A 24,803-nucleotide genomic window follows, 5' to 3' on the forward strand; every position below is an offset into this window, starting at 1 on the left:
CCTAAACTCAAATCTTAACCAAGTCTAAATACCTCCATTTTGTTAAATATAACTGTACCATGTCAATGAACAAACCCTCTCCAAATCCCTGCCGGATTACTTAAGGAGGCGCAAAAGTAATAGAGTTTTTATCAATTACAATGAACATCAATAAAATATCTCCCCTTATTTTCTAATCAACAATAAACCCAAAACTCAATATCCTGATACTCTATGTCTTATGATAATAAATAAAATTCTGCCTCATCAATCTAACTTATTTCAACCACACAATTACCTAAGGATAAAAGGCATGATGTTACAGTTTGTTTAAATTCGCATACGAATCATCGCCATAGCTGAACATACATGATAAAAGAATGGGAAATACCAAGTAAAGACGATAATCCTCTAGTCTCTGAGTTGGCCGAATTGCTAAATGTAAGTCCAATAATTTGTCAGTTGCTTGTTAGACGGGGTGTCAATTCATTTGACAAAGCCAAAACATTTTTCAGACCTGAGATTTCTGGTTTGCATGACCCTTTTTATATGAAGGATATGGACAAGGCAGTCGCACGGCTCAATGATGCTATATTTAACAATGAGAAGATCTTGATATATGGTGATTATGATGTAGATGGCACAACTTCAGTGGCATTGGTTTATAGTTTTTTGAGAGAAATATATGAAAACATCGACTTTTACATCCCGGACAGGTACTCTGAGGGTTACGGAATTTCAAAACAGGGAATTGACTATGCACAGGCATCTGGTACAACTTTAATCATAGCTCTGGACTGTGGAATAAGAGCAATAGACAATGTGAACTATGCAAACGAGAAATTCATAGACTTTATCATTTGCGATCATCACCTGCCGGGGGATAAATTACCTGATGCTGTTGCAATATTGGATCCTAAAAGAAAAGACTGCTTATATCCTTATGATGAACTTTCCGGTTGCGGAATTGGATTCAAATTTCTTCAGGGATTTTGTTTGCAAAACACAATAGACTTGGAGCAACTTTATAATTATTTGGATTTGGTGGCGGTGAGCATTGCTTCTGATATAGTACCTATGACAGGTGAAAATAGAATATTGGCATGGTATGGATTGAAAAAATTGAACTCCAAACCACTACCGGGATTTAAAGCACTAATAGATGTATCCGGTTTTAAGAACAAACTTGACATTACCAATGTGGTATTTGGAATAGGCCCCAGGATAAATGCTGCTGGTAGAATTGGTCATGCAAAATCTGCTGTAGAACTGTTGATAGCTGAAAACGATGAGCAAGCCAGCACTCTCGCTAAAAATCTCAACTTAAATAATATAGAAAGAAAAGAGTATGACGAATCCATAACATTAGAGGCTCTTGCTCAAATAGAACAAATCAATCAAACCGGAGAAGCCAAATCTAATGTACTCTTTAATACTGACTGGCACAAAGGCATTATAGGTATAGTTGCTTCCAGATGTATTGAAAAACATTACAAGCCAACAATAATACTTACCGAATCGAACGGATCTGCAACCGGGTCAGCAAGATCCGTCGAAGGTTTTGATATCTATGAGGCCATTTCATCTTGCAGTCATCTGCTAGAACAATATGGTGGGCATAAATACGCAGCAGGACTTACCATGCCTCTGGCAAATGTCTCAGAATTTCAAATGCAATTTGAAAAAGTGGTTTCAACCACTATTACCAACGACCAACTTATACCTAAAATAAAAGTAGATGCTGAAATAGATTTTGCAGATATAAATTTTAGCTTGTATAATATTATCAAACAAATGGGGCCATTTGGCCCTCATAATATGCAACCGGTATTTGCAACAAATAATGTCAGGTTAAAGAATAAAGCAAGAGTACTGAAAGACTTACATCTAAAGTTGTTTGTAGAGCAAGAAGGATCAGAAGTTTCCTTTGATGCTATTGGATTCAACCTCTCAGAATATAGCGACAAACTTGATTCTCCCTTTAGCATTGCTTATACCATAGAAGAAAATAACTATATGGGCAACAAAACCCTTCAGCTGGTATTGAAAGATATCAAAACGATGAATCAATAAACCCGTATCATTGTTAAATTACTACCTATATAGTAGCAAGCTATTCAGATTCTTATAGATAGGTTTTATAAACTCATTGTAAAATTTGAATTTAATAGATTAAAATTGCCAAGAGCAAGTTAATACTCAAAACAGATCGAGCACATGGAACTCCGAGCAGAAAGCCTCATAAAAAAATACAAAAAACGAACAGTGGTGAACAACGTCTCTGTCAAGGTTGAACAGGGAGAAATCGTTGGGCTATTGGGTCCCAATGGAGCTGGGAAGACGACCTCATTCTATATGATAGTCGGGTTGATCAAACCAAACGAGGGACATATCTATCTAGACAATGAGGACATTACAAACCTGCCGATGTATCGCAGATCGAAATTAGGCATTGGGTATTTAGCACAAGAGGCCTCTGTCTTCAGAAAGTTGTCTGTAGAAGAAAATATTCTTGCTGTTTTGGAAATGACAAAACTTTCTAAAAAAGAACAAAAAGAAAGAACTGAGGAACTGATGGAAGAATTCAGCCTGACTCATGTAAGGAAAAATATGGGTATGGTATTGTCTGGAGGGGAGAGAAGACGTACAGAAATAGCCAGAGCTTTGGCAATTAACCCCAAATTTGTATTACTTGATGAACCTTTTGCAGGTGTTGACCCCATTGCAGTTGAGGAAATTCAGACAATAGTTGCCAAACTTAAGAATAAAAACATTGGAATACTGATTACAGACCATAATGTACAAGAAACACTTTCTATAACTGATAGAGCATATTTAATGTTTGAAGGAAAACTACTCAAATCGGGATCTGCCGAAGAACTTGCTGCGGATGAGCAAGTACGAAGAGTATATTTAGGCCGGAATTTTGAGTTGAAAAGAAAAATTTAATTACGTGGAAATATTCAATTCAATATTGACATGGGTAATGAAGAAACGTATCCACCAGATCGAACTCTTCATGAAATATCCTCACGAAGTACAGGAAGAAATTTTTAAAAAGCTTTTGCGTACTGCAAAGAATACCGAGTTTGGAAAAAAATATGGTTTTGAATCCATTGATACTTTAGATAGATATCAAAGTCGTGTACCCGTACACCAATATGAGACGCTATTCCCCTACATAGAAAGACGAATGAAAGGGGAACAAAATTTGCTTTGGCCAACGGATGTCAAATGGTTTGCAAAATCTTCTGGAACTACAAATGCCAGAAGCAAATTTATTCCCGTATCGCAGGAAGCTCTGGACGATTGTCATTTTAAAGGAGGCAAAGATTTGATCTCTATATACGTCAATAACTTTCCTGAATCAAAAATGTTTTCAGGAAAAGGTCTTGCAATTTGTGGTAGTCATAAAATCAATGAATACGATCCAAGTTCCAATTCATACTATGGAGATGTCTCAGCAGTAATCATGCAAAATCTACCCCTGTGGGCACAGTTTGTCAGAACTCCTTCGTTAGAAGTAGCTCTGATGGAAAACTGGGAAGAGAAAATAGAAAAAATGGCAGAAATCACAGCAGATGAAAATGTAACTAATCTGTCTGGTGTTCCCACCTGGACCATATTACTAATCCAAAGAATCAAAGAACTCAAGAAAATTGATAGCATCCTGGATGTATGGCCCAACCTTGAGGTATTCTTCCATGGTGCGGTAGCCTTTCACCCCTATCGGCAATTGTTCGAACAACTGATTCCTAAAAATGAGATGAGATATGTAGAAACATATAATGCTTCGGAAGGATTTTTTGGTATTCAGGACAGGACTGATTCAGATGAATTGCTCCTGATGCTGGATTATGGTGTTTTTTATGAATTCATTCCTTATGATGAAATTCACAAAGAAAACCCTAAAGTAATAAGCCTGCCCAATGTAGAAATAGGTGTGAACTATGCCATGATCATTTCTACTAATAGCGGACTATGGCGATATAATATTGGTGATACTATTAAGTTCACATCCACATCTCCCTACCGAATCAAAATATCAGGTCGGACAAAACATTTCATCAATGCATTTGGAGAAGAATTGATCATCGAAAATGCTGAAAGTGCAATTACCAAAGCTTGTGAAGTAACCGGGGCTGTCATCGACAACTTCACTGCTGCACCTATTCACTTTGAAAAAAACAAAAAAGGCAAACACGAATGGGTAATAGAATTTAAAAAAGAACCTGAAAGTATGGAAAGGTTTGTTGTACTTCTGGATGAAAATCTCAGAGAACTAAATTCAGACTATGACGCCAAACGATTCAAAGACCTTGCTTTACAATTACCCCTGGTACATAGCGCAAAGTCCGGCACATTTTATACCTGGATGAAAAAAAGAGGGAAACTCGGAGGACAAAACAAAGTTCCCAGACTATCTAACACCAGAGAATATATTGATGAGGTATTGAAACTGTTGTAAAAGTGTCGGATTACATTTTAACAATGAATTGATCTATGTCATTAAGGGTAATCTTATTTTCATAAAACGCCTTACCAAAGACCACTCCATGAACTCCTAAATCATTCAATTTTTCAAAATCCGCAATATTACGAACGCCTCCACTTGCAAAAACATGGAGGTTCGGGAATTTTTTAATGATCTCTTCATACAACTTATATGAAGGCCCTTCGAGGGTACCATCTTTAGAAATGTCAGTAGTTTTCAAGTATTTCAATCCACGAGAATAGTAGTAATCTATATGACTGAAAAGATCTATTTTGGTTTCCTTTTGCCAGCCTCCTACTCTGATATTACCATTCAATACATCTGCACCCAAAGCAATTTTTTCTCTGCCATAAGACATTATCCAATCTTTGAAAAGCTCTTTATTGTACACAGAGATAGTTGAAGCGGTAATACTTTCCGCACCGGACTCAAAAGCCTTGGTTATGTCTCCATCTGTATGAAGTCCTCCGGTAAAATTTATATCCAGATTCGTATAGCCCGCTACAAGCTCTAGTATATGATAATTTATAATTTTTCCTGCCCTCGCTCCCTCCAGATCTACTAAATGGATTCTTTCAATGCCATGGTCTTCAAATTTTTTGGCTAAATCAATTGGACTGTCCTTATAGATAGTCTCCTTATCATGATCAGTACCCGTTAGCCTAACTATCTTTCCATTCAAAATTGATATAGATGGTACTAATAACATATAGGTAAATTGAGAAAGAAGTGAAGTATAAGGCACTCCTGTTTGCAATAATTAAGTTAAACCTAATTTACTCAATTTATTGGATTTTGACAAGCTTGAAGCCCTGGCCATGTACAGTCAAAATCTGAAGCGAATCGTCTTCTTTTAGGTGTTTCCTGAGTTTGGCAATATAGACATCCATGCTTCTGGCATTAAAGTAACTGTCATCTTTCCAGATGGATTTCAAAGCATAACTTCTATCCAAAGTCTGGTTAAGGTTTTGAACAAAAAGCTTCAGCAATTCATTTTCTCTTGATGTCAATTTGGTGTCACCAGAAGGTCCTTGCAATAACGATTGGTCATAAGAAAAAAGAAATTTACCCAATTCCACTTTTCCCGGCATACCACTTTTACTGGTGTTTTCTTTGTTCACCCGTTTGTTTATGGCATTAATCCTCAAAAGCAACTCCTCCATACTAAATGGCTTGGTCAGATAATCATCAGCCCCAATCTTCAAACCCTCAATGGTATCTTCTTTCATTGACTTGGCCGTGAGAAATACTATTGGGATTTGCTTGTCAACTTCTCTGATTTCTCTGGCTAGGGAAAATCCATCTTTTTTTGGCATCATTACATCCAATACACAAAAGTCAAAGCCTCCTTTTTCGTAAGTAGCAAACCCTTCTTCTCCATCTCTGCATAAAGTAGTTTCATGCCCCTTTAGGTGCAAATATTCTTTAAGGATTTGTCCAAGATTCGGATCATCTTCGACGATCAATATATTGAGGTTTTTCATTTCATATAAATTTAAAATACATGATCAAATGGGAGAAATATTCTGAAATTACTTCCTTTTTTCAGTTCGCTGGTAACTGCTATCTCTCCCCCATGGGCTTCTACCATATTTTTGACATAGGCAAGACCCAATCCAAAACCCTTTACATCATGGATGTTACCGGTTGGCACTCTGTAAAATTTATCAAAGACTTTGGATAATGCATCATAGGATATGCCGATCCCTTTGTCTATAATATTGATCACTATACCCTTTGCTGTATCTTGTGTGGAAATTTTTATTTCCGGTTTTTCCGGAGAATATTTATTAGCATTGTCCAAAAGGTTGACCATAATATTGGTAAGGTGCAACTCATCTGCTTTTAAAGATTGTTTTACTGCATTGAGTTCTGTCGATATTTTTCCTCCTTTACTGGAAATCTGAAAAGAGATGTTCTCCATTGCTTTTAAAATAACATTGTGAACATTGACTTCTTCCAACTTCAAATTCAAGTCTTGCCGCTCGATTACAGCCATTTGCAATACTTTTTCTACTTGCAGTCCAAGTCGTTTGTTCTCATCATTAATTATCCCAAGATAACGGTCTCGCAAACCAATAGTGCCATTTATGTCTTTGTCCCGCAATGCCTCACAAGCCAAAGAAACTGTGGAAATTGGTGTTTTAAACTCGTGGGTCATGTTATTGATAAAGTCATTTTTGATTTCAGAAAGTTTCTTTTGTCTGAAAATCGTGAATATGGCATAAGCAAAACAAAAGATGATCACCAAAATAAGTACAACGGAAGAAGTCAGTGTGAACCATATCTTTTTAAGCAAGAAGTATTGTTGTCCCGGAAAATTAATAAGTAGATATCCCGCCTCTCCCATAATATCATTGGGAAAGAGGTTTGACCTCATGTCTGTCTGTAGCAAAGCTTTTTCGCTTTCAGTTACTTTTTTTATCACCAAATCTTCTGACAGAGGATCCAATACCGCAAAGTCAAATGAAATATCGATTCCCTTATTTTTCAATCCAATATTCAATAGAGAATCCAATTCGCTAAACTCTAACCTTTTATCAACAGCCTTTTTTCCAGATAGCAATTCACGCATGGCCATTTGAACGTATTCAGATTTCTTGGCCACTTTTTTTAGTTTTTTTTCTAATGCTCTATTGGAGCGAGCAGAATCTGTTCCGTTGATGTTGACTACCTGCTTGTTGTCATCTCTAAAGTCATCTCTAAACTTTATAGAAACATTGTCCAAAGACTTGGTGTCATCATCAGACTCAAAATAAAAATTCAGGCCTAAAGGGAATTGAGAAGAATCTTTTACAAAATCTTCTATTTCTATTACTTTTTTCTCAAAAGTACTTTCAATCAGTTCGAGTTCATTTGGATTGGATTCAGACTGATTTCGCCATACAAACTGAGTGTGGAAATTATCGACTGCAATTAATAGTGCTTCCTGTTTTTCGAGCTTTTCAGAAACATTATTCAACACTTCCTGAACGTCTCGTTTAAAAGCCTGCTCATTTGCTTTTATCACATTGTCTATCCAATACAGCTGGAAAATCACCAATGCAATCAATGACAAAGTCATCAGTGCCGTAATCCAACCTATTGCCTTGTTATTCATGTATCAAATTTACGATATGACAACAACAAAAGATTTTCTTTAACTTTTTTTAACAAAACAGAGAGGCCATTTAATGCTATAAATGTAAGTTTTCAGGGAAATAGAAGTTAGATCAGAGATTTTTTCAGGAAACAATACGTAATATCTCCTGAAGCTCATATACTTCATGCATCACTTCTTCGCTATGATGAATCTTATCAGGATTGAAATACACCTGATCCAAACCAAAATCTCGTGCTCCTTTAATATCGGTAGTTAAATTGTCTCCGATCATAATAGAATGTTGCAGATTGGCATTTGTTGCTTTAAATGCAAACTCGAATATTCCACTAAAAGGTTTTTTTGCACCTGCTGATTCCGATGTGATTACATATTTGAAGAATTTGGACAATCCTGACATTTCAAGTTTCGTTCCCTGAATGTCATTAAAACCATTTGTAATAATGTGTAGATTGAAATTGCCTTCCAGTTCGTCAAGTAGCTCTAGTGCCCCGTCGATAAGATTTGGCTTTTGCGGGCACTCATGCAGATAATCATGATTAAAGCGTAAAACCTGATCCTGAGGAAATAATTTTTGATTCACTCCGATCTTTTCAAAAACCATATTGAATCTCTGAGTCCTTAAGAAATATTTACTTACCTCTCCTTTGTTGTATTGATCCCAAAGGTCTTCATTAATAGTGAGAAAAGCTTCTAAAAGCTTTTCCTTTTCCAATGCTCCTGTTGCTGAAAGTTCATACCTGTCATAAAGTTCAAACAAGGTTTGTTTGGCACTGGTATTGTAATCCCACAGTGTGTGATCCAAATCAAAAAAAATATCCTTATACCCCATAGTTTTCAATAAGGAAGTTTAATCTTATTGATAGACAATTCACGGTTCGAATTGAGAATTTCGAACGTTTCGTAATCTTTGAGTAAAACTGTGTCTTTATTTAAAAACTTAAAAATACGATCTACTATATCCAGGACTTCCTCCTTTACATGGTAAAAAACCCATTGATCCTGCTTGCGAAAGCTCAATAGCCCTGCGTGCTTTAGGTAAGTTATGTGCCTTGAAGTTTTGGTCTGAGTAAAATCTAAAATCAATTCCAAATCAGAAATGCACAACTCCTCGTTTCTATAGAGCAGGTACATTATTCTCACTCTTGATTCATCAGAAAACGACTTAAATATCTGAGTTCCAAATTGCAAATTAAAATTCTTCAGTTTCATTCTTTACCAACGATTAGTTCAATAGAAATACATTAAAACTTAATATATAGAACGTATTAAAAATCTGTAATTCCAGATTATATTTTAGAATAATCAAATCGGATCATTAGACCACCAACTCATTTTGAAAACAGTATCTCAAATTTAAAGATTAATAGTTTGTACCTGGCTGGCTGGTCATCCAGACTTGGGTTAGTGAATAGAAGTTACATTAAAGGTAATTAATTTGAGGTTATGTATTAATAAAAAAGGAGAATTTGACCTGAATAATTTACCAGTCAACTCATATTTTTAGTACTTTAGCAATGTGAGAAAACTTTTTCCTCTAATTCGGCATTGTAAAAGTAAACCGAAAACTGTGAAGCTATATTTATTAAGCCTATATATACTATTGTCACTGACTATATCTTTTGAAGCTTTTGCTCAAGGTGGCTCAAGGGTAATTCAATTCTCAGGGATTGTAGTAGGTGAAGACAGTACTTCGGGTGTTCCGGGGGTCCATATTTATGCTCCTAAAGCCGGAAGAGGAACAACCACCAACCCTTATGGTTATTTTTCTATGCCAGTGCTTGAGGGCGATAGTTTAATTATAAGTGCAGTAAGTTACACTCGCCAGTACTTAACTATACCAAAGGGAGAAAGTGAAAATTACACGGTAATAATTGAACTGTCAAAAGACACCACCTATCTGCCGGAGTTGGAAATATTTCCATACCCTACAGAAGAATTGTTCAAAGAAGCCATACTGGCACTTGAGCTGCCTAATCAAGGAGATCTGGACAACCTGCAAAGAAATCTTGATGAAGCAATGTTGAGGAAAATGTTTGCTAATACCGCTATGGGGCCAAGTGCAAACCACAATTATTTTGTACAACAGCAAATGTCAGCCTGGAACAACCGATTCCAACCCACTTCCATTCCATTACTCAATCCATTTGCCTGGAGTCAATTTATTAAGTCAATCAAACGTGGAGACCTAAAAAAGAAAAAGTAACTAAACTGCTATTCCCAGTTGTTTTTCTAAACAAAAATTCACTAGGAATTTCGAATTTTCACCCAACTCCAAATTGCCATCTTTAAATTGAACAATTTCAAGTGATTCCATTCGAATCAATTCATATTTTGCTTCCAGATTAAGACAAAATGGAAGTCTGTGTTTTGGGATGCATCCATCTTTAACCAAAGCCAACAGTACGGAGTTAAAGCTGGTATTTCTGAATGCCACATCTTTCCAAAGGTTGTTATTTGTAACTATCGTAGTTTTCATAATGCAATATCAAAATTCCATCATTTTACAATAATGATGTTAGACATTGACACAACTGATATTGATCATCTAATCCATCTCAAAAAGTCCAATAACAAGACTTATCAGGGATAAATCAATTAATGACCTTCTAAATATTAAATTCCCTGTGTACTAATAGTAATTTGAGCTAACGAAATTCGTTTTTGATAAAATTTGATTTAATTCTTTAATAGATTTACAGTTCCAACGACTACAAGCAAACCATAAAGTTGAGATACAATAATTCCTTATTATTAAGCTTACTATTTTTGATCCTATTGGGAAGTTGTGCTCCTGAAAGGAAAAACTTGATGAGCAACACTTTTCACAATACAACTGCTCATTACAACGCTTACTTTTATGCCAATGAACGAATAAAAGAAATAGAGCAGGCTATAGAAGATGGGCATGAATGGAATTACAACAAAATTCTTCCTATTTTCCCCCAGTTTGATTCTACACTAGCCACTAGCATGGCCAGCCAGATTGATGACTGTGTGAAAAAAGCATCAATAGCCATTCAAAGACATCCGGAATCCAACTGGGAAGACAATAGTTATGTGCTTGTTGGCCTGGCCAGGTATTATAGCATGGATTTCGGTAATGCCATAGAAACATTTAAATATGTAAATACCCATAGCGAAAATGACAATACCCGTCATGAAGCTTTGATCGACCTGATCAATACCTACATCAAAATGGAAGAAATGAAGAATGCCGGGGCAGTATCTGATTATCTCAAAAAAGAAAAACTAAATAAAAAGAATCTCAAGGATTTATACCTATCAAGAGCAGATCTATTTCAAAGGCGTGAAGACCTCAATTTCATGGTTCAAAACCTGACACAAGCAGAGCCTTTGATTACCGATCATCATGAGCGAGCCAGAATCAGTTTTATAATAGGGCAGGTCTATCAACAACTAGGTTTTGACGGGGAAGCGTATCAATATTACAAAAAGAGCTTGGCCAGTAACCCAACTTATGAGTTGTCATTTTATACGAAACTGAATATGGCTCAGGTAACCGAGCTGACCAAAAACAATGATATAAAAAAAGTAAGGAAGTATTTTAAAGGCCTTCTTTCTGATGCAAAGAATGTAGAATTCAGGGATAAAATTTATTATGAGATGGCCAGATTTGAAGTCAAACAAGGCAATCTCGAACAAGGCATAGAGTATTATAACTCCTCTGTTCAGGCTAGTACCAAAAACAAACGACAGAAAGCCTACTCCTATCTTAGCCTGGGTAAAATCTACTATGATAGCCTTGCAAACTATAAACTTGCAAAGTTATATTATGACAGTACCATTTCGGTTTTGCCTCAGGATGAATTAGAATATGAGTCAATTTTGGAAAGGCAAAAGATCCTTGAAAATTTTGTCAATCAGCTTACCATCATTCACGATAATGACAGCTTGATCGCCCTATCAAACCTGAGTACTGATTCTTTGAATGTATTTCTTGATACTTATATTACTCAAAAAGAAGCGGAAGAAAAGGAGAAAAAAGAAAAAGCGATAGCCAAGATAAAAAAAAGGAACAATGTTTCTCTAAACAATTCTTTCAATGATGAATTTATTCCCATAGGCAGTACAAATTTCGATGAATCTGTCTGGTATTTTTATAACAAATCAGCAGTTGAAAAAGGGAGATATGAATTTGAAAGCAGATGGGGAAACAGAAATCTTGAGGACAATTGGAGACGATCTAATAAGTCTTTGCAAACTATTCAGGAAACTACCACTGCCAATGACAACCAAGCCAAGATTAAGGCCAGCGATGATGAAAATACCAATGATGAAGAAAAACCTCTTATTGACAAAAATGAATTAATAGCAACTATTCCCTACAAGGAGGAGCAAAAGGCAAAGCTACTGGCAGAAGTAGAAGAAGCACACTATCAGTTGGGTAACATCTACAATTTCAATCTGGAAGAAAAAAACAATGCTGCCAGTACTTTTGAAAAAATGCTGGTGCGGTTTGAAGCTACTGAATACAAACTGGAAGTAATGTATTTACTCTATCTTATCTACAAAGATTTGAGTAACATTACCAGATCAGATTATTTTAAAAACACCCTGATTAATGACTATCCTAACAGTGTCTATGCCAAAATTATTATCAATCCTAACTATCGTGAAGAAAGTGAAGCTGCAAGTGGAAAACTGAAAAAAATATATGCCCAGGCATATCAGATGTATAAATCCGGAAACAACAAAGCAGCACTTGCTACTGTCAACAACGGATTGGAGATGTATCCCGACAATGACTTTGTAGATAACATGCAGCTTCTGAAGATTTTACTCATTGGTAAGATGGAAAATTTCTACACCTACCAATATGAGTTGAATAATTTCATCAGGACATACTCAGAAAGTGAATTGCTCCCCTATGCCGACTCACTGGTTAAGGCATCCGAAAATTTTCAAATTGAACTGATTAACAGTACAAGGGCCAAGTTCATTACCAACCTGAACAAATCGCATTATTTTGTATATACCTATAATAAAGATACCGAAACATACGAGCTATTATTGGAGATATTCGGTAAACTCATAGCTCAGCATGAATTAAACTTAAGCGTTCAAAGTTTGATCCTCGATGGTAAAAATTCAATGATCTTAATTCAGGAATTTAAGGACAAAGAAGCAGCAATGACATTTGACCAATTAGTCAAAAAAGTAAACCCCGAGGATCAAATCAAAAAATCAGGAATATTCCATGATTTCATTATTACCAAAGACAATTTTGACATTTTATACAATACAAAAGAGTTGGATTCATATTTGACATTTTACAGAAAAAACTACTAAATCAATGGCCAAATTCACTCGTCGTTTTATCATAGTTTTATGGACAACACTTATTCTTGGTCTAATAATCTCATTCGGTACATTTTACTCGGTCAGTATAGATGCTTTTGGATTATTTGGTGGCCTGCCAAGTTTAAAAAGTCTGGAACGGCCTGACCCTGACTTATCTTCTGAACTCATTTCAGCAGATGGTGAATTATTAGGAAAATACTACCGAAGCAACAGAACCCCGGTATCCTATCATGAACTTTCTCCAGAACTCATCCAAACGTTGATGGTTACCGAAGACGTCAGGTTTACACAACACTCAGGCATAGACCTCTTGGGTTTAGCCAGGGCTCTATCTGGAGTGCTAACATTCGAATTTAAAGGGGGAGGAAGCACACTCACCATGCAACTGGCAGAAAATCTCTATAAAACCATTACAGAAAACCGGGGGAGCTTATACAAATACCGGAAAATTGGACAGGTCATTACAAAAATCAAGGAATACATTATTTCTGTTCAATTGGAAGCATCATATACCAAAGAAGAGATATTGGCGATGTATCTCAACACCATAGAATACGGTAATAACTCCTATGGAATTCAAGTTGCAGCCAAAACTTATTTTAACAAGCTTCCGTCAGAATTGAATTATAAGGAATCTGCAATTCTGGTTGCATTAATCAATGCCCCAACCAGATACAACCCTGTAAGGAATCCGGAGGTAGCCACAGCCAAAAGAACGGAAATTCTGTACAATCTTTATAAATATGACAAAATATCTAAAGAGGAATATGATACTTTAAAAGTATCTGATCTGGGACTAGAATTCAAAGTATCTGATCACAACACTGGCCCAGCACAATACTTCAGGTCAGTCATTGGCAATTACCTAAGGTATTGGGCTGAAGAACACGGGTATGACCTCTATGCAGACGGTTTGAAGATCTATACAACAATAGACAGCAGGATGCAGCAGTATGCAGAAAATGCAGTGGAAAAACACATGAAATACCTGCATAAACTATTTATTGACCATCTCAAAGGTGATGCTCCCTGGATAGACCATGATGGCAATGAAATGATGGACTTTGTAGAAAATGCCATAAAGGGTACACCCTATTATAAATCATTGGCAAAAAAATATTCAAAAGACTCTGATTCGATAGAATACTACCTTAACCAACCTAAAAAAATGACCGTGTTTTCATGGAATGGAGAAATAGACACCACCATGAGCATGATTGATTCTTTAAAATACTACAAGCACTTCTTACAAACGGGCTTTATGGCTATGGATCCCAAGTCAGGACATATCAAAGCATGGGTAGGTGGCATCAATCATGAACATTTTAAGTACGATCATGTGAAACAAGGACATAGACAACCGGGATCTACGTTCAAACCTTTTGTATATGCTACTGCCATAGAAGCCGGATATTCACCTTGTTTTCCGGTAGCTGACCAAGCAGTAACTTGGTATCTGCCAGGACAAGATCCTCCTACCTGGACACCTCAAAACAACGACAATGGAAAATTTAGCGGTGAAAAAATGACAATCCGTCAGGCAATGGCACGATCCATCAATTCCATTACCGCCTACATCATGCAAAAAGTAACTCCACTCAAAGTGGTAGAAACTGCGAAAAGATTAGGCATAACAAGTCCGCTAGATGCAGTTCCTACATTATGTCTGGGAGCTGGAGGAGAGGTATCCGTATATGAAATGGTAGGGGCGTACTCCACTTTCGTCAATAAAGGCATTTACACCAAGCCACAATTTATTACCCGAATAGAAGATCAAAATGGAGTAGTACTCAAAGATTTTTATCCGGAACGAAAGGAAGCATTAAGTGAAAAAACTGCCTATCTTATGCTGCACATGCTCAAAGGTGCCACGGAAGAAGAACACGGTACAGCAAGAGGATTGGGATGGGAACTCCTGAATGAAAACGAAATAGGAGCCAAAACCGGTACTACCCAACGCGCTTCTGATGGTTGGTTTATGGGTGTCACCAAAGACCTGGTAGCAGGGGCCTGGGTAGGAGGTGACGATAGAAGTATCCATTTCAAGTATTGGGCTTTAGGACAAGGTGCACGAACTGCTATGCCTATCTGGCAAAATTTTATGCTAGACGTATATAATGACCCATCACTCGGAATAGAAAAAGGATCATTCCCCGACCCAACTTTCGAATTGGACGTAGAATTGGATTGCAACAAGCATTTAAATCAGGAATCCGATTCATTGAACATTGAACTGGATGATATCGGCAGTGGCGTATTTTAAGTAGCACAACAAATGGATCTCAAAGACATCCGGGAGCACAATTTCAAGTCTATACCAACAGATCCGGGAGTTTATAAATTTTACAATAAAAACTCCCTGCTGATATATGTAGGAAAAGCCAAAAATTTAAAAAAAAGGGTTTCGAGTTATTTCTCCTTATCTAAAACGAGTAGCAGAAAAACCCAAACTCTGGTCAAGGAAATTGCCAACATTAAGTTCTCCATTGTCAACTCTGAATTTGATGCCCTTCTCCTGGAAAACAACCTCATAAAAGAGAACCAGCCCAAGTACAATATTTTACTCAAAGACGATAAAAGTTTTCCATTCATTTGTATTTCAAACGAACGGTTTCCCAAGGTTTTCTCTACTCGTCGGTATAATATAAAAAAAGGAGAATTCTTTGGCCCGTACACCAATGTGAAAGCAATGAACAGCGTACTGGATCTTTTGAGGAAGCTATACAAAATCCGAACATGCAGCCTTTCGTTAACACCATCCAATATAGAAAACAAAAAGTTTAAAATCTGTCTGGAATACCATATCGGAAACTGTTTGGGCCCATGTGAAGGGCTACAAACGGAATCCTCATATCTCGATGAAATAGAACAATGCAGGCACATTCTTAAAGGCAATATTTCCATTGTTCTTTCCTATTTTAAAAGCAAAATGAAAGAAGCTGCCGAAACGCTGGAATTCGAACAAGCCAACTCTTACAAATCAAAACTGGATTTATTGGAAAAATTCCAAGCTAAATCAGTTATTGTAAACAAAAAGCTTAAGAATACCGACATTTTTTCTGTGCTGTCAGAAAAAAGTAAAGCCATAGTCAATTACATGCGAATTGATAATGGCTACATAAATATTTCTGACACATTTACGATCAATAAGAAGCTTGAAGAAACAGATGAGGAAATTCTTCCTCTCATTATTGTCAACACTCAACAAAAATACAAAAGCAGCAACCGTCTGATTATCTGCAACCGGAAACTCGAAAATTGGGATGAAAACGTCAGAGTAGTAAATCCAATAAGAGGAGACAAAAAGACCCTGTTGGATTTATCCTTAAAAAATGTGCTAATATTTAAAAAAGAACTTTTAAGGCAAAAGGGTGAAAAAGAAACCAACTGGCAAAGAATCCTGAAGCAGATGCAGCAAGATCTTAAATTAAAAGCCCTTCCGGCACACATAGAATGTTTTGACAATTCCAATATTCAGGGAACCAATCCTGTTGCTTCTATGGTCTGCTTTAAAAATGCCAAGCCTTCCAAAAAAGATTACAGGCATTTTAAAATCAAAACTGTAATCGGTCCGGATGATTTTGGATCAATGAAAGAAATAGTAACGAGACGATATAGCAGGTTGATAAATGAAAATATTCCTCTACCCAATCTGATTATTGTAGATGGAGGAAAAGGCCAGCTCAACGTAGCTGTTGAAGCTCTGAAGGAACTCGACATATACAATTCAGTTCCTATAATTGGAATAGCCAAAAGGCTGGAAGAAATATATTATCCGGAAGACACTATTCCATTACATCTTAGTAAAAAGTCTGAGTCTCTCAAATTAATTCAGCAATTGAGAGACGAAGCTCACCGTTTTGCCATTACATTCCACAGAGATTTAAGGTCTAAAAATGCACATCAATCTATTCTTGATGAAATCTCTGGCCTTGGTTCAAAAACCAAGCAAAAACTACTAACGAAATACAGAACATTAAACAAGATCAAAGACGCTGCACAAGAAGAATTGGAAGAATTAATAGGAAAAAGCAAAACCCAATCTCTATTGGAGGGCATAAAAAAAGTCCCGATTGCTCAGGACTCTTAAAATCTTTAATATAACCTTGGAAATTAGAATTCCCACAATTCATTTTCGAATTCCAGCATTTCATGTTCAATTCTTTGTGATGCCAAAATACCATCTCTACGAGATTTGTTATAGATATCAACAATTCTATTGTCCTTAGGATTAGCAAACTTAATAAGGTTAGAGCTGAAGAGACGCAAGTCAAATGCCTCGGCAAAGTTTCTATGTTCAGATGCATTCTGAACATTGTACCATATTGCTTCTCTTGGCATACTTCTAAAAACTTCTACCAAGTCTTTGTATCTGAATGATGCCAAAGGCTTTTCGAACAATGCCGGGTTTTTGTCAGCAGGAAGTAACAGCGTAATTGCCTGAATGTCATAGTACATTCTAGATCTGTTCCTGTCAAAGAACATATCTTCTTTGATCTCAACGATAGAAAAATCAGCAGTTGCAAATTCATCATTTACTTCTTCCACTACTTCCTCTTCCTCTCCAAATCCACCGAATCCACTATCTTCTTCCTGGCCAAATCCCATTGCAATTTCCTCTTCAGTCAAACCAGTCTCTTCCTGAGGGTACTTTAGACGTTCCAAAAATGTCTCTTTAGACATTCTGGTAGTCACAGAATCATTCGTATAAGGAAATAACAAACCAGCCTTAACAGCTTTGATAATCACTGTAGAAAGCTCACCATTTCTGGAATAGAAAGGCCTGTTTTGTTTCTCTTTCAAATCCATCCTCCTCCACAATGTCTTCTTAAACATCATGTAAGATTCGTGAATAGGATAAACCGAATGAGGGTTATAACCCGGGTCAACTTCCTGCGAATAGCTTACACCTAAAGAAGCTATCAACATGAATGCACTTAAACAAATTACATAACAAAACTTTTTCATAACACCTGAATTTTATTTTATCGGGAAAGAAATAATCTTTCCGCTATAATTAGTGAAATCCTCAATCTCTTTTTTGAAATTCTGACGTTGAACTTTTTTCGTTTCTATTACCAATTGATCGCCGGGCCGAGCCTGACCAGCCAATTGGGAAATGTTCAGGTTTTCACCACTGATTTTAGCAGAAGTAACTGCTCTGCCAGACCTTACTAAAGTAACCTCAGACTGAGCCACTCTGAACCTGGCATCATTTGGCAAAGATTGCTGGAAACTTTCGTCTGGGATTGCCTTCAATTTTAACCCTTTTAGTTCTCGTACTGAAACTCCTGACTTTTGACTTACAGGTCTGTTCCCATTAAATGCCTGTACTTCAGGAGCAGGAATTCTGTTTACTCCAAATTCACGGCTTCCTATCACATTACCATTACTGGAAACAGTCATGGTAACTTTAGCCGACTGTGGAATAATTGTCACAAACCCTCTTTCAGCACCTTTGATATTGCTACCTCCTTTAGTGGTGAAAACCGGATTGTAAGAAGTACCCAAAGCAGGCACCTGAACATTCAATTCGTTTCCACAATTGAGGTACAGTTTTGATACTGAAGCAGACTGAATCTCCATTACTGGCTTAGAAACATAGTACTTAATAGTATCAACAAAAGTAGTATCCCTTCCACCTGGAAGAGGCACTTTAATTGCCGCTATATAACTTTTTTGCGCAATTCCTTCCTTATCATAAGCTCCTGGAGTAGCAGTAAATTCTACTTTTCCTTTACCTCCTATTACTTCAATTTCTTCACCATTGTAAGTCATAGTAGGAGTAACAGCAGAAGAAGAAGCAGCTATAAACAGCTCTGCTTCATACTTTGTACCAGCAGCTACAATGTTAGAAATTGGTTTAACCATAGGAACAATTTGGTCAAATTTCAAATCTTCTGCTCCTACTTCGGCCGCCAATGCTTCAAGTGCCTTGGTTTCCAAAGTAATCACATCATTTTGCATTTGGCTAAGAGAAGCCAATGCTCCAAGCATCGGAGTGTTGTGACCAAAATTAAGTTCAGCAAAACCCTTTTGGTTTTGATTGGGATCATCAGCAAAAACACCAATATCTTTTGCATCCTTTGCAATGTCCTTAATTGATTCGTCACCAGTAGCTTCTTTTAGAAAATCAGAGTAAGCATTCAATTTTGATTTCAACTCATCTCCTTTTTTTTCTTTGTAGAAAATTCTTGGTGCAGTATCAATGTCTTTCTGCCCAACCAACTTACCATTTTCATCATATCCACCTGAAGCCTCAATTAGAAGTTTTTTGTACTCTTCAACTTCTCCCAGAATTTTTGATGTCTGTTCTCTAACCAGTTTTGCTTTATCTAAAACAGCAACATCCTTTTCTCTATTTCCCGCATCACTAACTGCCTTCTGGATACTTTCTACCTTATTCTGGTTTTCTCCTTGATTGTCCTTATTCGTTTCCTCAAATGCCTGATTTATAAACAGGAACTTTTCAAGTACACTATTACTTACCTGCAACGCTAATAGAGCAGTCAGTACCAAGTACATCATGCCTATCATCTTGTCTCTTGGGGATTGTTTTCCTCCGGCCATATTTTATACTCTTTAAGTTTATAAATTAATGGACATATTATTTAGAAGGAGCAGAAGGAGCACTTCCACCACCTCTCATGGCAGCAAGCATATTACCATATACTCTGTTTAGAGAAGTAATATTATTGTTCAGTTGTCCCATTTCGTCACTGAATTTCTTAGTATCTTCTCCAGCTTTTGCCATACTTTCCATAGCTGCAGTTACGTTCGAATAGAATTTATTCATTGCTTTCACATGATTGTTAGCATCTTGCAATTCCATTTCATATACTGCGTTCAATGCGCCAAGATTTTTTGTAACACCTTGTACCTGAGTATGATATTCTTTAGCATCTTTAGAAGCGTTGGCCATATCAGCCATAGCTGTTACTGTAGAAGCATAAGATTTGTTCATTTCCAATAAAGAATTAGAAGCAGTTTTTACGTTTTTAGCATAGTCATTTGTGGCAACCGCAGCATCACTCAGGTTCGCCATATTTCCTGCCGAAGTAGCCATGTTTTTAAGTCCCTTCCCTAAGCTTTCAATCAATTCCGGACCAATCTTAGCATCAGCCATCATTTTATCTAGTTTTTGAGATACGCCCGGGCCATTTGCAGCAGCAACTTGCGCTCTTGGAGCTGGAGGTCCACCTTCATAGTCATCTGCTAATTCCGGATAAACTTTAGACCAGTCCGTTTCGGGGTGTTTTGGTTCAAATGCACTTAAGAAGAAAATAACTGCTTCTGTTGTTAGCCCAATTCCCAACATTTCTCCCGCACCGGGTAAATGAAGAATTTTAAACATAGCACCTACAATTACAACTGCAGCTCCTATACCATACACTTTGGGCATTATCGTGGTAAACAACAATTCTGAAAATCCACCTTTTTTTGCGCTCATATTATTAAAGATTTTAGGTTATTAATTCGTTTTAAGTTTATTGATTAAAATTCATTTCCACCAGATCGTCCCAAATGTGTCATTGCACACCTGAATCCAATAGAAGCTCTTGTTGAATCCTTGTATTCATAAGTTCTGGTTCCTGTTTCAAGATAATAAGCAATATCTTTCCAAGATCCTCCCCTGATTACTTTTTTAGTTATTTTTTCGTCAAAATATGTAGGGTTCAAATCCCATACTAAAGGCATTGAAGAAGGGTTAAAAGCATCTTCACACCATTCTGCCACGTTACCAGACATTTCATAAAGACCGTAATCATTTGCAAAAAATGTAGCTACCGGTGCAGTATAGGCAAACCCATCATCAAAGTAGTTTCCCCTTCCTGGTTTGAAATTTGCCAACAAACAACCTTTTTGGTTTCTGATGTAAGGGTTACCCCAAGGGTATTTAGCCATATCTCTACCACCTCTTGCTGCGTACTCCCACTCAGCTTCTGAAGGCAATCTAAAGTTTGGCATTGGAAACAATCCTTTTTCTGCTCTGAATGAGTTCAAATGATCCGTTCTCCATTTACAAAAATATTTTGCCGCTTCCCAATCCACACCTACAACAGGGTAGTTGTCAAATGCCGGGTGAGACCAGTAATACACCATTAAAGGATCTCCCATATGGTGAACAAAATCTCTTGTCCAAACAGTAGAATCAGGAATTAAATCTTCAAGAACAAACCCATCAGGTAAATCTACTTCTGATCCTTCAAGGATATCTTCAGTAAACTGACGGTACTCATTGTTAGTAATCTCGGTATCATCCATGAAAAACGGACCGATTGTTACCTGCTTGTTAAAATTAATCTGGGTTGCCGGCACATCTTCATCCGCCTGTCCCATGTGAAAAGTACCTGGAGGAATGGCTACCATGCCATACGGTCTTGACATTTCCCAACCCTCTCTACCGGGAGCACCAATGAGCTCTCCGTTATCATCGAACCCTGTACCTCCGCCAAAAAGACCACCTATGATTCCGCAACCTTGCAGACCAAAAACAGCCAAAATGAGCAGTAGAGACGAGCTCTTTAAAACACCTATTTTATTCATAACACAAAATTTAAAAATCATACTTTACTATAACATCTATACCTAGAATATATTGCATGGTTCAAACCATAAATATAATCCATAGATATTAATTACATGAAATTAATTCTAAAAATTATATCAAAGACGTTTAAATATAAATTTTAGCAGCTCAAATTGTAGAAATATTATTAAATCGCAAAATTTTTTTCTCAAAATCTGAAACGCGGCGTTCTAATTATCTTTTTGCTACCCGTAGAAATATTCGGCAAATTGTATCTAATATATATCTCATGAGAAGTGGGCTGCTTGGCTTTTTGCTCGCCAACTACATAGTCGAATGCATAACCCACTCTCATCTTGTTATCTTCCAAAAATGAGTACCCCATCAACAAAATCAAAGCTTCACTATCTCTGTAAGAGACCCCTCCCCAGACCTTTTCATCGTAGGTAACAATACCACTCAAGTCAAATGAATAGTTAGTTAAGTCTGTTTTTATCAAGACCGAAGGAGTAAATACCAGATTGTAAGACACCTTATAATTATATGATCCGGATATGTTGACATTTCTCTTGATTTGATTGCGAAACTCAGCTGACGCCTGACTCAATCCAAAATCAAAAGAAGGGCTAAGCAAGTGATTGACTCCAATACCTAGCGAATAATCCTCAGTAGAATAATAAGCTCCAAAACCCATATCAACAGCCATTTGGGATTCTTTGGTTCCGGTGTTTAGAGGATCGGAAGGATCATTAAATCGAAATTGGGAAAAATCTATAGACTGAGAAATGATTCCGGGTTTTAGCCCGATACTCAATTGCCCCCGACGAACTTTTTTATGATAGGCAATCGCTACTTCCATACTCAGGTTTGAAAGCGGTGCTAGTCTATCATTAATGAAATTAAAACCAACACCAAGATCCTTTCCCTTAAACTTAATAGGAGTAGAAAAAGAAACCAACTGGCTGCTGGGTGCACCTCCATCTCCATCAAATGAAGAACTATACCCCAGCCATTGGGTACGGTGGATTGCAGAAACGTGTGATTCTCCGTCAACACCAGCCCATCCTGCGTTGTAAAATAACGGATTGAGCATATACTGACTAAATTGAACATCTTGCTGAGCCAACACTTGAACACTAAAGGCAAGAAACATTAAAACCGCTGGTAAGATTCTTTTCATTCAACTATAATTATTAAACAGAACCTAATCTCTATTTAATCGAAAAGGGAATTTATATAACCTATTCAACATTCCCAATTTTTACAGAAAATGTGATAGAGAAATATGTTTCTAAATAATCAATAGAGGCCAATACCCTTATTAAAAATCCAAAATAAATTAAAGAAGATGAGTTTAACCGAAAAGACCGACTGACTTAGCTTATGCTATTGACCTTCTTTATGTAAAGTTCCAATGCACCAGTCATTGATGGTGCATTGGGCAGTGGTGCTTCAATGTCCAAAATCAAACCAGCATCTTTGGCAGCCTGTGCAGTAGTTGGTCCGAATACGGCGATTCTTGTATTGTTCTGCTTAAAGTCAGGGAAATTCACAAACAACGAATTAATGCCGGAAGGACTGAAAAAAGCGATAACATCATAATTGACATCAGCTAAATCAGAAAGATCACTAGCTACAGTCTTATATATAATAGCCTCAGAGCAGCTATATCCATTTTCATTTAAGAAGGTCGGGATATCATCTTTTCTAATGTTAGAGCAAGGGAAAATAAATTTCTCATTTTTGTGCTTTTTCAACACTTCAATAAGGTCACTTGCTGTTCTTGAACCTGTGAAAATTTTTCTTTTTCTTATTACTATATATTTCTGAAGGTAGTTGGCTGTTTGTTCTGAAATGCAGTAATATTTCATGTCAGATGGTATCTCAACCTTGCTTTCAGCTGCTAGCCTAAAAAAATGATCAACAGCATTTCTACTGGTGAAAATCACTGCAGTATGGCTAAGAATATTTATTTTTTGCTTTCTGAATTCCTTAATATCTACAGGATCAATTTGGATAAATTGACGAAAATCAATTTTAATATTGTACTTTTCTGACAGGGCTGTATAAGGAGACTTAGCGTCAACTGGTTGTGGCTGAGAAACAAGAATTGTTGAAACTTTATTCAATCTTTTTTTATCTTCAGTTAATATACCTTCACTCATTCTTTTGGACCTTTTAGAGAAATATAATTAATTAATGCAAGAAAAATTTTAAGACTATAATAAGTGGGATAATTTCTGTGCCGCAAATGTAAGAAAATAAATGCAGATTTTTGTAACCGGATAATTTATTTAACTTAAATAAAATTAAAACAGGTCGCATTAAAAGCATTAATACGACGATTATAAGAAATGTTGTTCGGTAATCTTCAAGGTAAAATCCCCCCATTGATAAGTTGACAACAGACAACCCAAAGAATATAACTGTCAGAAACAAAGTAATCCTGAAATAGTCATAATACTGAACCAGGTGAAATTTCCTGAGCCTATATATTTCACTTACAATCCGCACCAAAAAATACTTAAAAATCATCAGGACAATCAATGCTACTGACACTCCAATTCCCAGCAATATTAAGTTCGATGTGGTATCTATTCCATATTGTTCGGAAAGTTTATCTGATAACATCAACACTATAGTCACTATTGTGAAACCGGAAGCCACACCATATAAAAGCAACACCAATAGATTGGTGGTAGAAAACACTCCTATAGAAAACAACCCTTCTGATTTGGGCTTAAAGGAAAATGATTTTTGAAATGAAAAATATTCAAAAAACACGTTTTTAAGTCCTCTTCTTACAAAAAGGACAATTGTCAATATTATCAGAATAGAAATGATAAAAAAATCATTATTGTTTAATTTCTCCCTTAAGTCAATGGTATATCCCCCTTGGTTAGAACTCCATGAAATTGGGGAATTCATATCAATAATACTCGCATCTACCTCTGCAAAATTAACATCTTCCCCATAGAGCGATATCTGTATCTTATCTTTAGAATACACACCCATGAGGCTATCAATGCTATACTTTCTTGTACACTCTCTGGTTGATACGAAAGTGATTCTATCTTCAACTAATACAGAAACTCCTTTCGGCATTTTCATATCAAGGTAGTAATCTCTATATCTGTTCAGGTCTAAAAAGAAATGAATAGCCGTTGGTTTATTCAATCCTTCCACATAAGGCAAAAATGATTTGCCTGCCTCTGTAGTAACCAACCATGATGACCGCAAATCTTCCACCTCTTCATTTTGAGAAAAAGAGCGGTTGATGTTAAGAGACAAAATCAGGATAATAAGAGCTATCCGATGTATAGTTTTTGACATGAAAAACCTTTTGTTCAGAAGTGCAAAATTAGGTCAATCTG

The 24,803-nt window shown here is 36.6% G+C and carries 20 protein-coding genes; 7 read left to right on the top strand and 13 right to left on the bottom strand.

Translation table 11 applies throughout. The features are described 5' to 3' along the window. Positions 1-348 precede the first annotated feature (348 nt). From recJ to AAOP42_RS03350, 3 genes are all read left to right on the top strand, one after another. On the top strand, positions 349-2,052 hold the full coding sequence (gene recJ / locus AAOP42_RS03340; RefSeq protein ID WP_349527043.1) for a single-stranded-DNA-specific exonuclease RecJ: 1,704 nt from the start codon (positions 349-351) through the stop codon (positions 2,050-2,052). Positions 2,053-2,196: 144 nt separating this feature from the next. Further along, positions 2,197-2,928: an LPS export ABC transporter ATP-binding protein gene (lptB, locus tag AAOP42_RS03345; protein WP_349527044.1), complete on the top strand. Its 732-nt coding sequence runs from the start codon at positions 2,197-2,199 to the stop codon at positions 2,926-2,928. A 4-nt stretch (positions 2,929-2,932) separates the two neighbouring features. After that, a complete protein-coding gene (locus AAOP42_RS03350) occupies positions 2,933-4,447 on the top strand; it encodes a GH3 auxin-responsive promoter family protein (RefSeq protein ID WP_502947645.1) in 1,515 nt (504 codons plus the stop codon). Positions 4,448-4,457: 10 nt separating this feature from the next. Here AAOP42_RS03350 and AAOP42_RS03355 read toward each other — a convergent pair whose 3' ends face one another. From AAOP42_RS03355 to AAOP42_RS03375, 5 genes are all read right to left on the bottom strand, one after another. Next, positions 4,458-5,183: a 1-(5-phosphoribosyl)-5-[(5-phosphoribosylamino)methylideneamino]imidazole-4-carboxamide isomerase gene (locus tag AAOP42_RS03355; protein ID WP_349527046.1), complete on the bottom strand. Its 726-nt coding sequence runs from the start codon at positions 5,181-5,183 to the stop codon at positions 4,458-4,460. A gap of 76 nt (positions 5,184-5,259) precedes the next feature. After that, a complete protein-coding gene (locus AAOP42_RS03360; RefSeq protein WP_349527047.1) occupies positions 5,260-5,958 on the bottom strand; it encodes a response regulator transcription factor in 699 nt (232 codons plus the stop codon). A gap of 11 nt (positions 5,959-5,969) precedes the next feature. Continuing rightward, positions 5,970-7,574, bottom strand: a complete 1,605-nt coding sequence (locus AAOP42_RS03365) for a sensor histidine kinase (RefSeq protein ID WP_349527048.1) — start codon at positions 7,572-7,574, stop codon at positions 5,970-5,972. A gap of 124 nt (positions 7,575-7,698) precedes the next feature. Further along, a complete protein-coding gene (locus AAOP42_RS03370) occupies positions 7,699-8,406 on the bottom strand; it encodes a YjjG family noncanonical pyrimidine nucleotidase (protein WP_349527049.1) in 708 nt (235 codons plus the stop codon). Between the two features lie 5 nt (positions 8,407-8,411). Beyond that, positions 8,412-8,786, bottom strand: coding sequence for an ArsR/SmtB family transcription factor (locus AAOP42_RS03375; protein WP_349527050.1), 375 nt, complete (start codon positions 8,784-8,786; stop codon positions 8,412-8,414). A 358-nt stretch (positions 8,787-9,144) separates the two neighbouring features. Here AAOP42_RS03375 and AAOP42_RS03380 point away from each other — a divergent pair, with 358 nt between their 5' ends. Continuing rightward, positions 9,145-9,780 carry a carboxypeptidase-like regulatory domain-containing protein gene (locus AAOP42_RS03380; RefSeq protein WP_349527051.1) on the top strand — a complete coding sequence of 212 codons (636 nt, stop codon included), beginning with the start codon at positions 9,145-9,147 and terminating at the stop codon, positions 9,778-9,780. Here AAOP42_RS03380 and AAOP42_RS03385 read toward each other — a convergent pair whose 3' ends face one another. Beyond that, entirely contained in the window at positions 9,781-10,053 is a 273-nt protein-coding gene (locus tag AAOP42_RS03385) for a hypothetical protein (protein WP_349527052.1), read from the bottom strand. Between the two features lie 299 nt (positions 10,054-10,352). Between AAOP42_RS03385 and porW the strand changes: the two genes are divergently transcribed. Genes porW through uvrC form a run of 3 tightly spaced genes read left to right on the top strand, consistent with a single transcriptional unit; the run spans position 10,353 to position 16,989 of the window. Continuing rightward, positions 10,353-12,887 (top strand): type IX secretion system periplasmic lipoprotein PorW/SprE, encoded by a 2,535-nt coding sequence (gene porW, locus AAOP42_RS03390; protein ID WP_502947646.1) that lies wholly within the window; start codon positions 10,353-10,355, stop codon positions 12,885-12,887. A 4-nt stretch (positions 12,888-12,891) separates the two neighbouring features. After that, complete coding sequence (locus tag AAOP42_RS03395) at positions 12,892-15,162, top strand: transglycosylase domain-containing protein (RefSeq protein WP_349527054.1); 2,271 nt, start codon at positions 12,892-12,894, stop codon at positions 15,160-15,162. Positions 15,163-15,174: 12 nt separating this feature from the next. Then, on the top strand, positions 15,175-16,989 hold the full coding sequence (uvrC, locus tag AAOP42_RS03400; protein WP_349527055.1) for an excinuclease ABC subunit UvrC: 1,815 nt from the start codon (positions 15,175-15,177) through the stop codon (positions 16,987-16,989). A gap of 23 nt (positions 16,990-17,012) precedes the next feature. Here the strand turns inward: uvrC and porN are convergent, their stop codons facing one another. The 7 genes from porN to AAOP42_RS03435 all read right to left on the bottom strand — a co-directional run bounded on the left by porN (position 17,013) and on the right by AAOP42_RS03435 (position 24,762). Further along, complete coding sequence (gene porN / locus AAOP42_RS03405; protein WP_349527056.1) at positions 17,013-17,867, bottom strand: type IX secretion system ring subunit PorN/GldN; 855 nt, start codon at positions 17,865-17,867, stop codon at positions 17,013-17,015. 12 nt (positions 17,868-17,879) lie between these two features. Then, positions 17,880-19,469, bottom strand: coding sequence for a type IX secretion system motor protein PorM/GldM (gene porM, locus AAOP42_RS03410; protein WP_349527057.1), 1,590 nt, complete (start codon positions 19,467-19,469; stop codon positions 17,880-17,882). Positions 19,470-19,506: 37 nt separating this feature from the next. Next, the gene (gene porL, locus AAOP42_RS03415) at positions 19,507-20,349 is read right to left on the bottom strand and encodes a type IX secretion system motor protein PorL/GldL (protein ID WP_349527058.1); all 843 of its coding nucleotides are present in this window, start codon (positions 20,347-20,349) and stop codon (positions 19,507-19,509) included. 44 nt (positions 20,350-20,393) lie between these two features. Then, entirely contained in the window at positions 20,394-21,446 is a 1,053-nt protein-coding gene (gene porK, locus AAOP42_RS03420; RefSeq protein ID WP_349527059.1) for a T9SS ring complex lipoprotein PorK/GldK, read from the bottom strand. Positions 21,447-21,637: 191 nt separating this feature from the next. Continuing rightward, positions 21,638-22,609: a PorP/SprF family type IX secretion system membrane protein gene (locus AAOP42_RS03425; RefSeq protein WP_349527060.1), complete on the bottom strand. Its 972-nt coding sequence runs from the start codon at positions 22,607-22,609 to the stop codon at positions 21,638-21,640. Positions 22,610-22,805: 196 nt separating this feature from the next. Further along, complete coding sequence (locus tag AAOP42_RS03430; protein ID WP_349527061.1) at positions 22,806-23,594, bottom strand: uroporphyrinogen-III synthase; 789 nt, start codon at positions 23,592-23,594, stop codon at positions 22,806-22,808. Positions 23,595-23,625: 31 nt separating this feature from the next. Beyond that, complete coding sequence (locus AAOP42_RS03435; RefSeq protein ID WP_349527062.1) at positions 23,626-24,762, bottom strand: DUF4271 domain-containing protein; 1,137 nt, start codon at positions 24,760-24,762, stop codon at positions 23,626-23,628. Between the last annotated feature and the right edge of the window lie 41 nt (positions 24,763-24,803).

The sequence above is a fragment of the Reichenbachiella sp. MALMAid0571 genome (genome assembly GCF_040151475.1).
GTDB lineage: Bacteria > Bacteroidota > Bacteroidia > Cytophagales > Cyclobacteriaceae > CAXBNB01.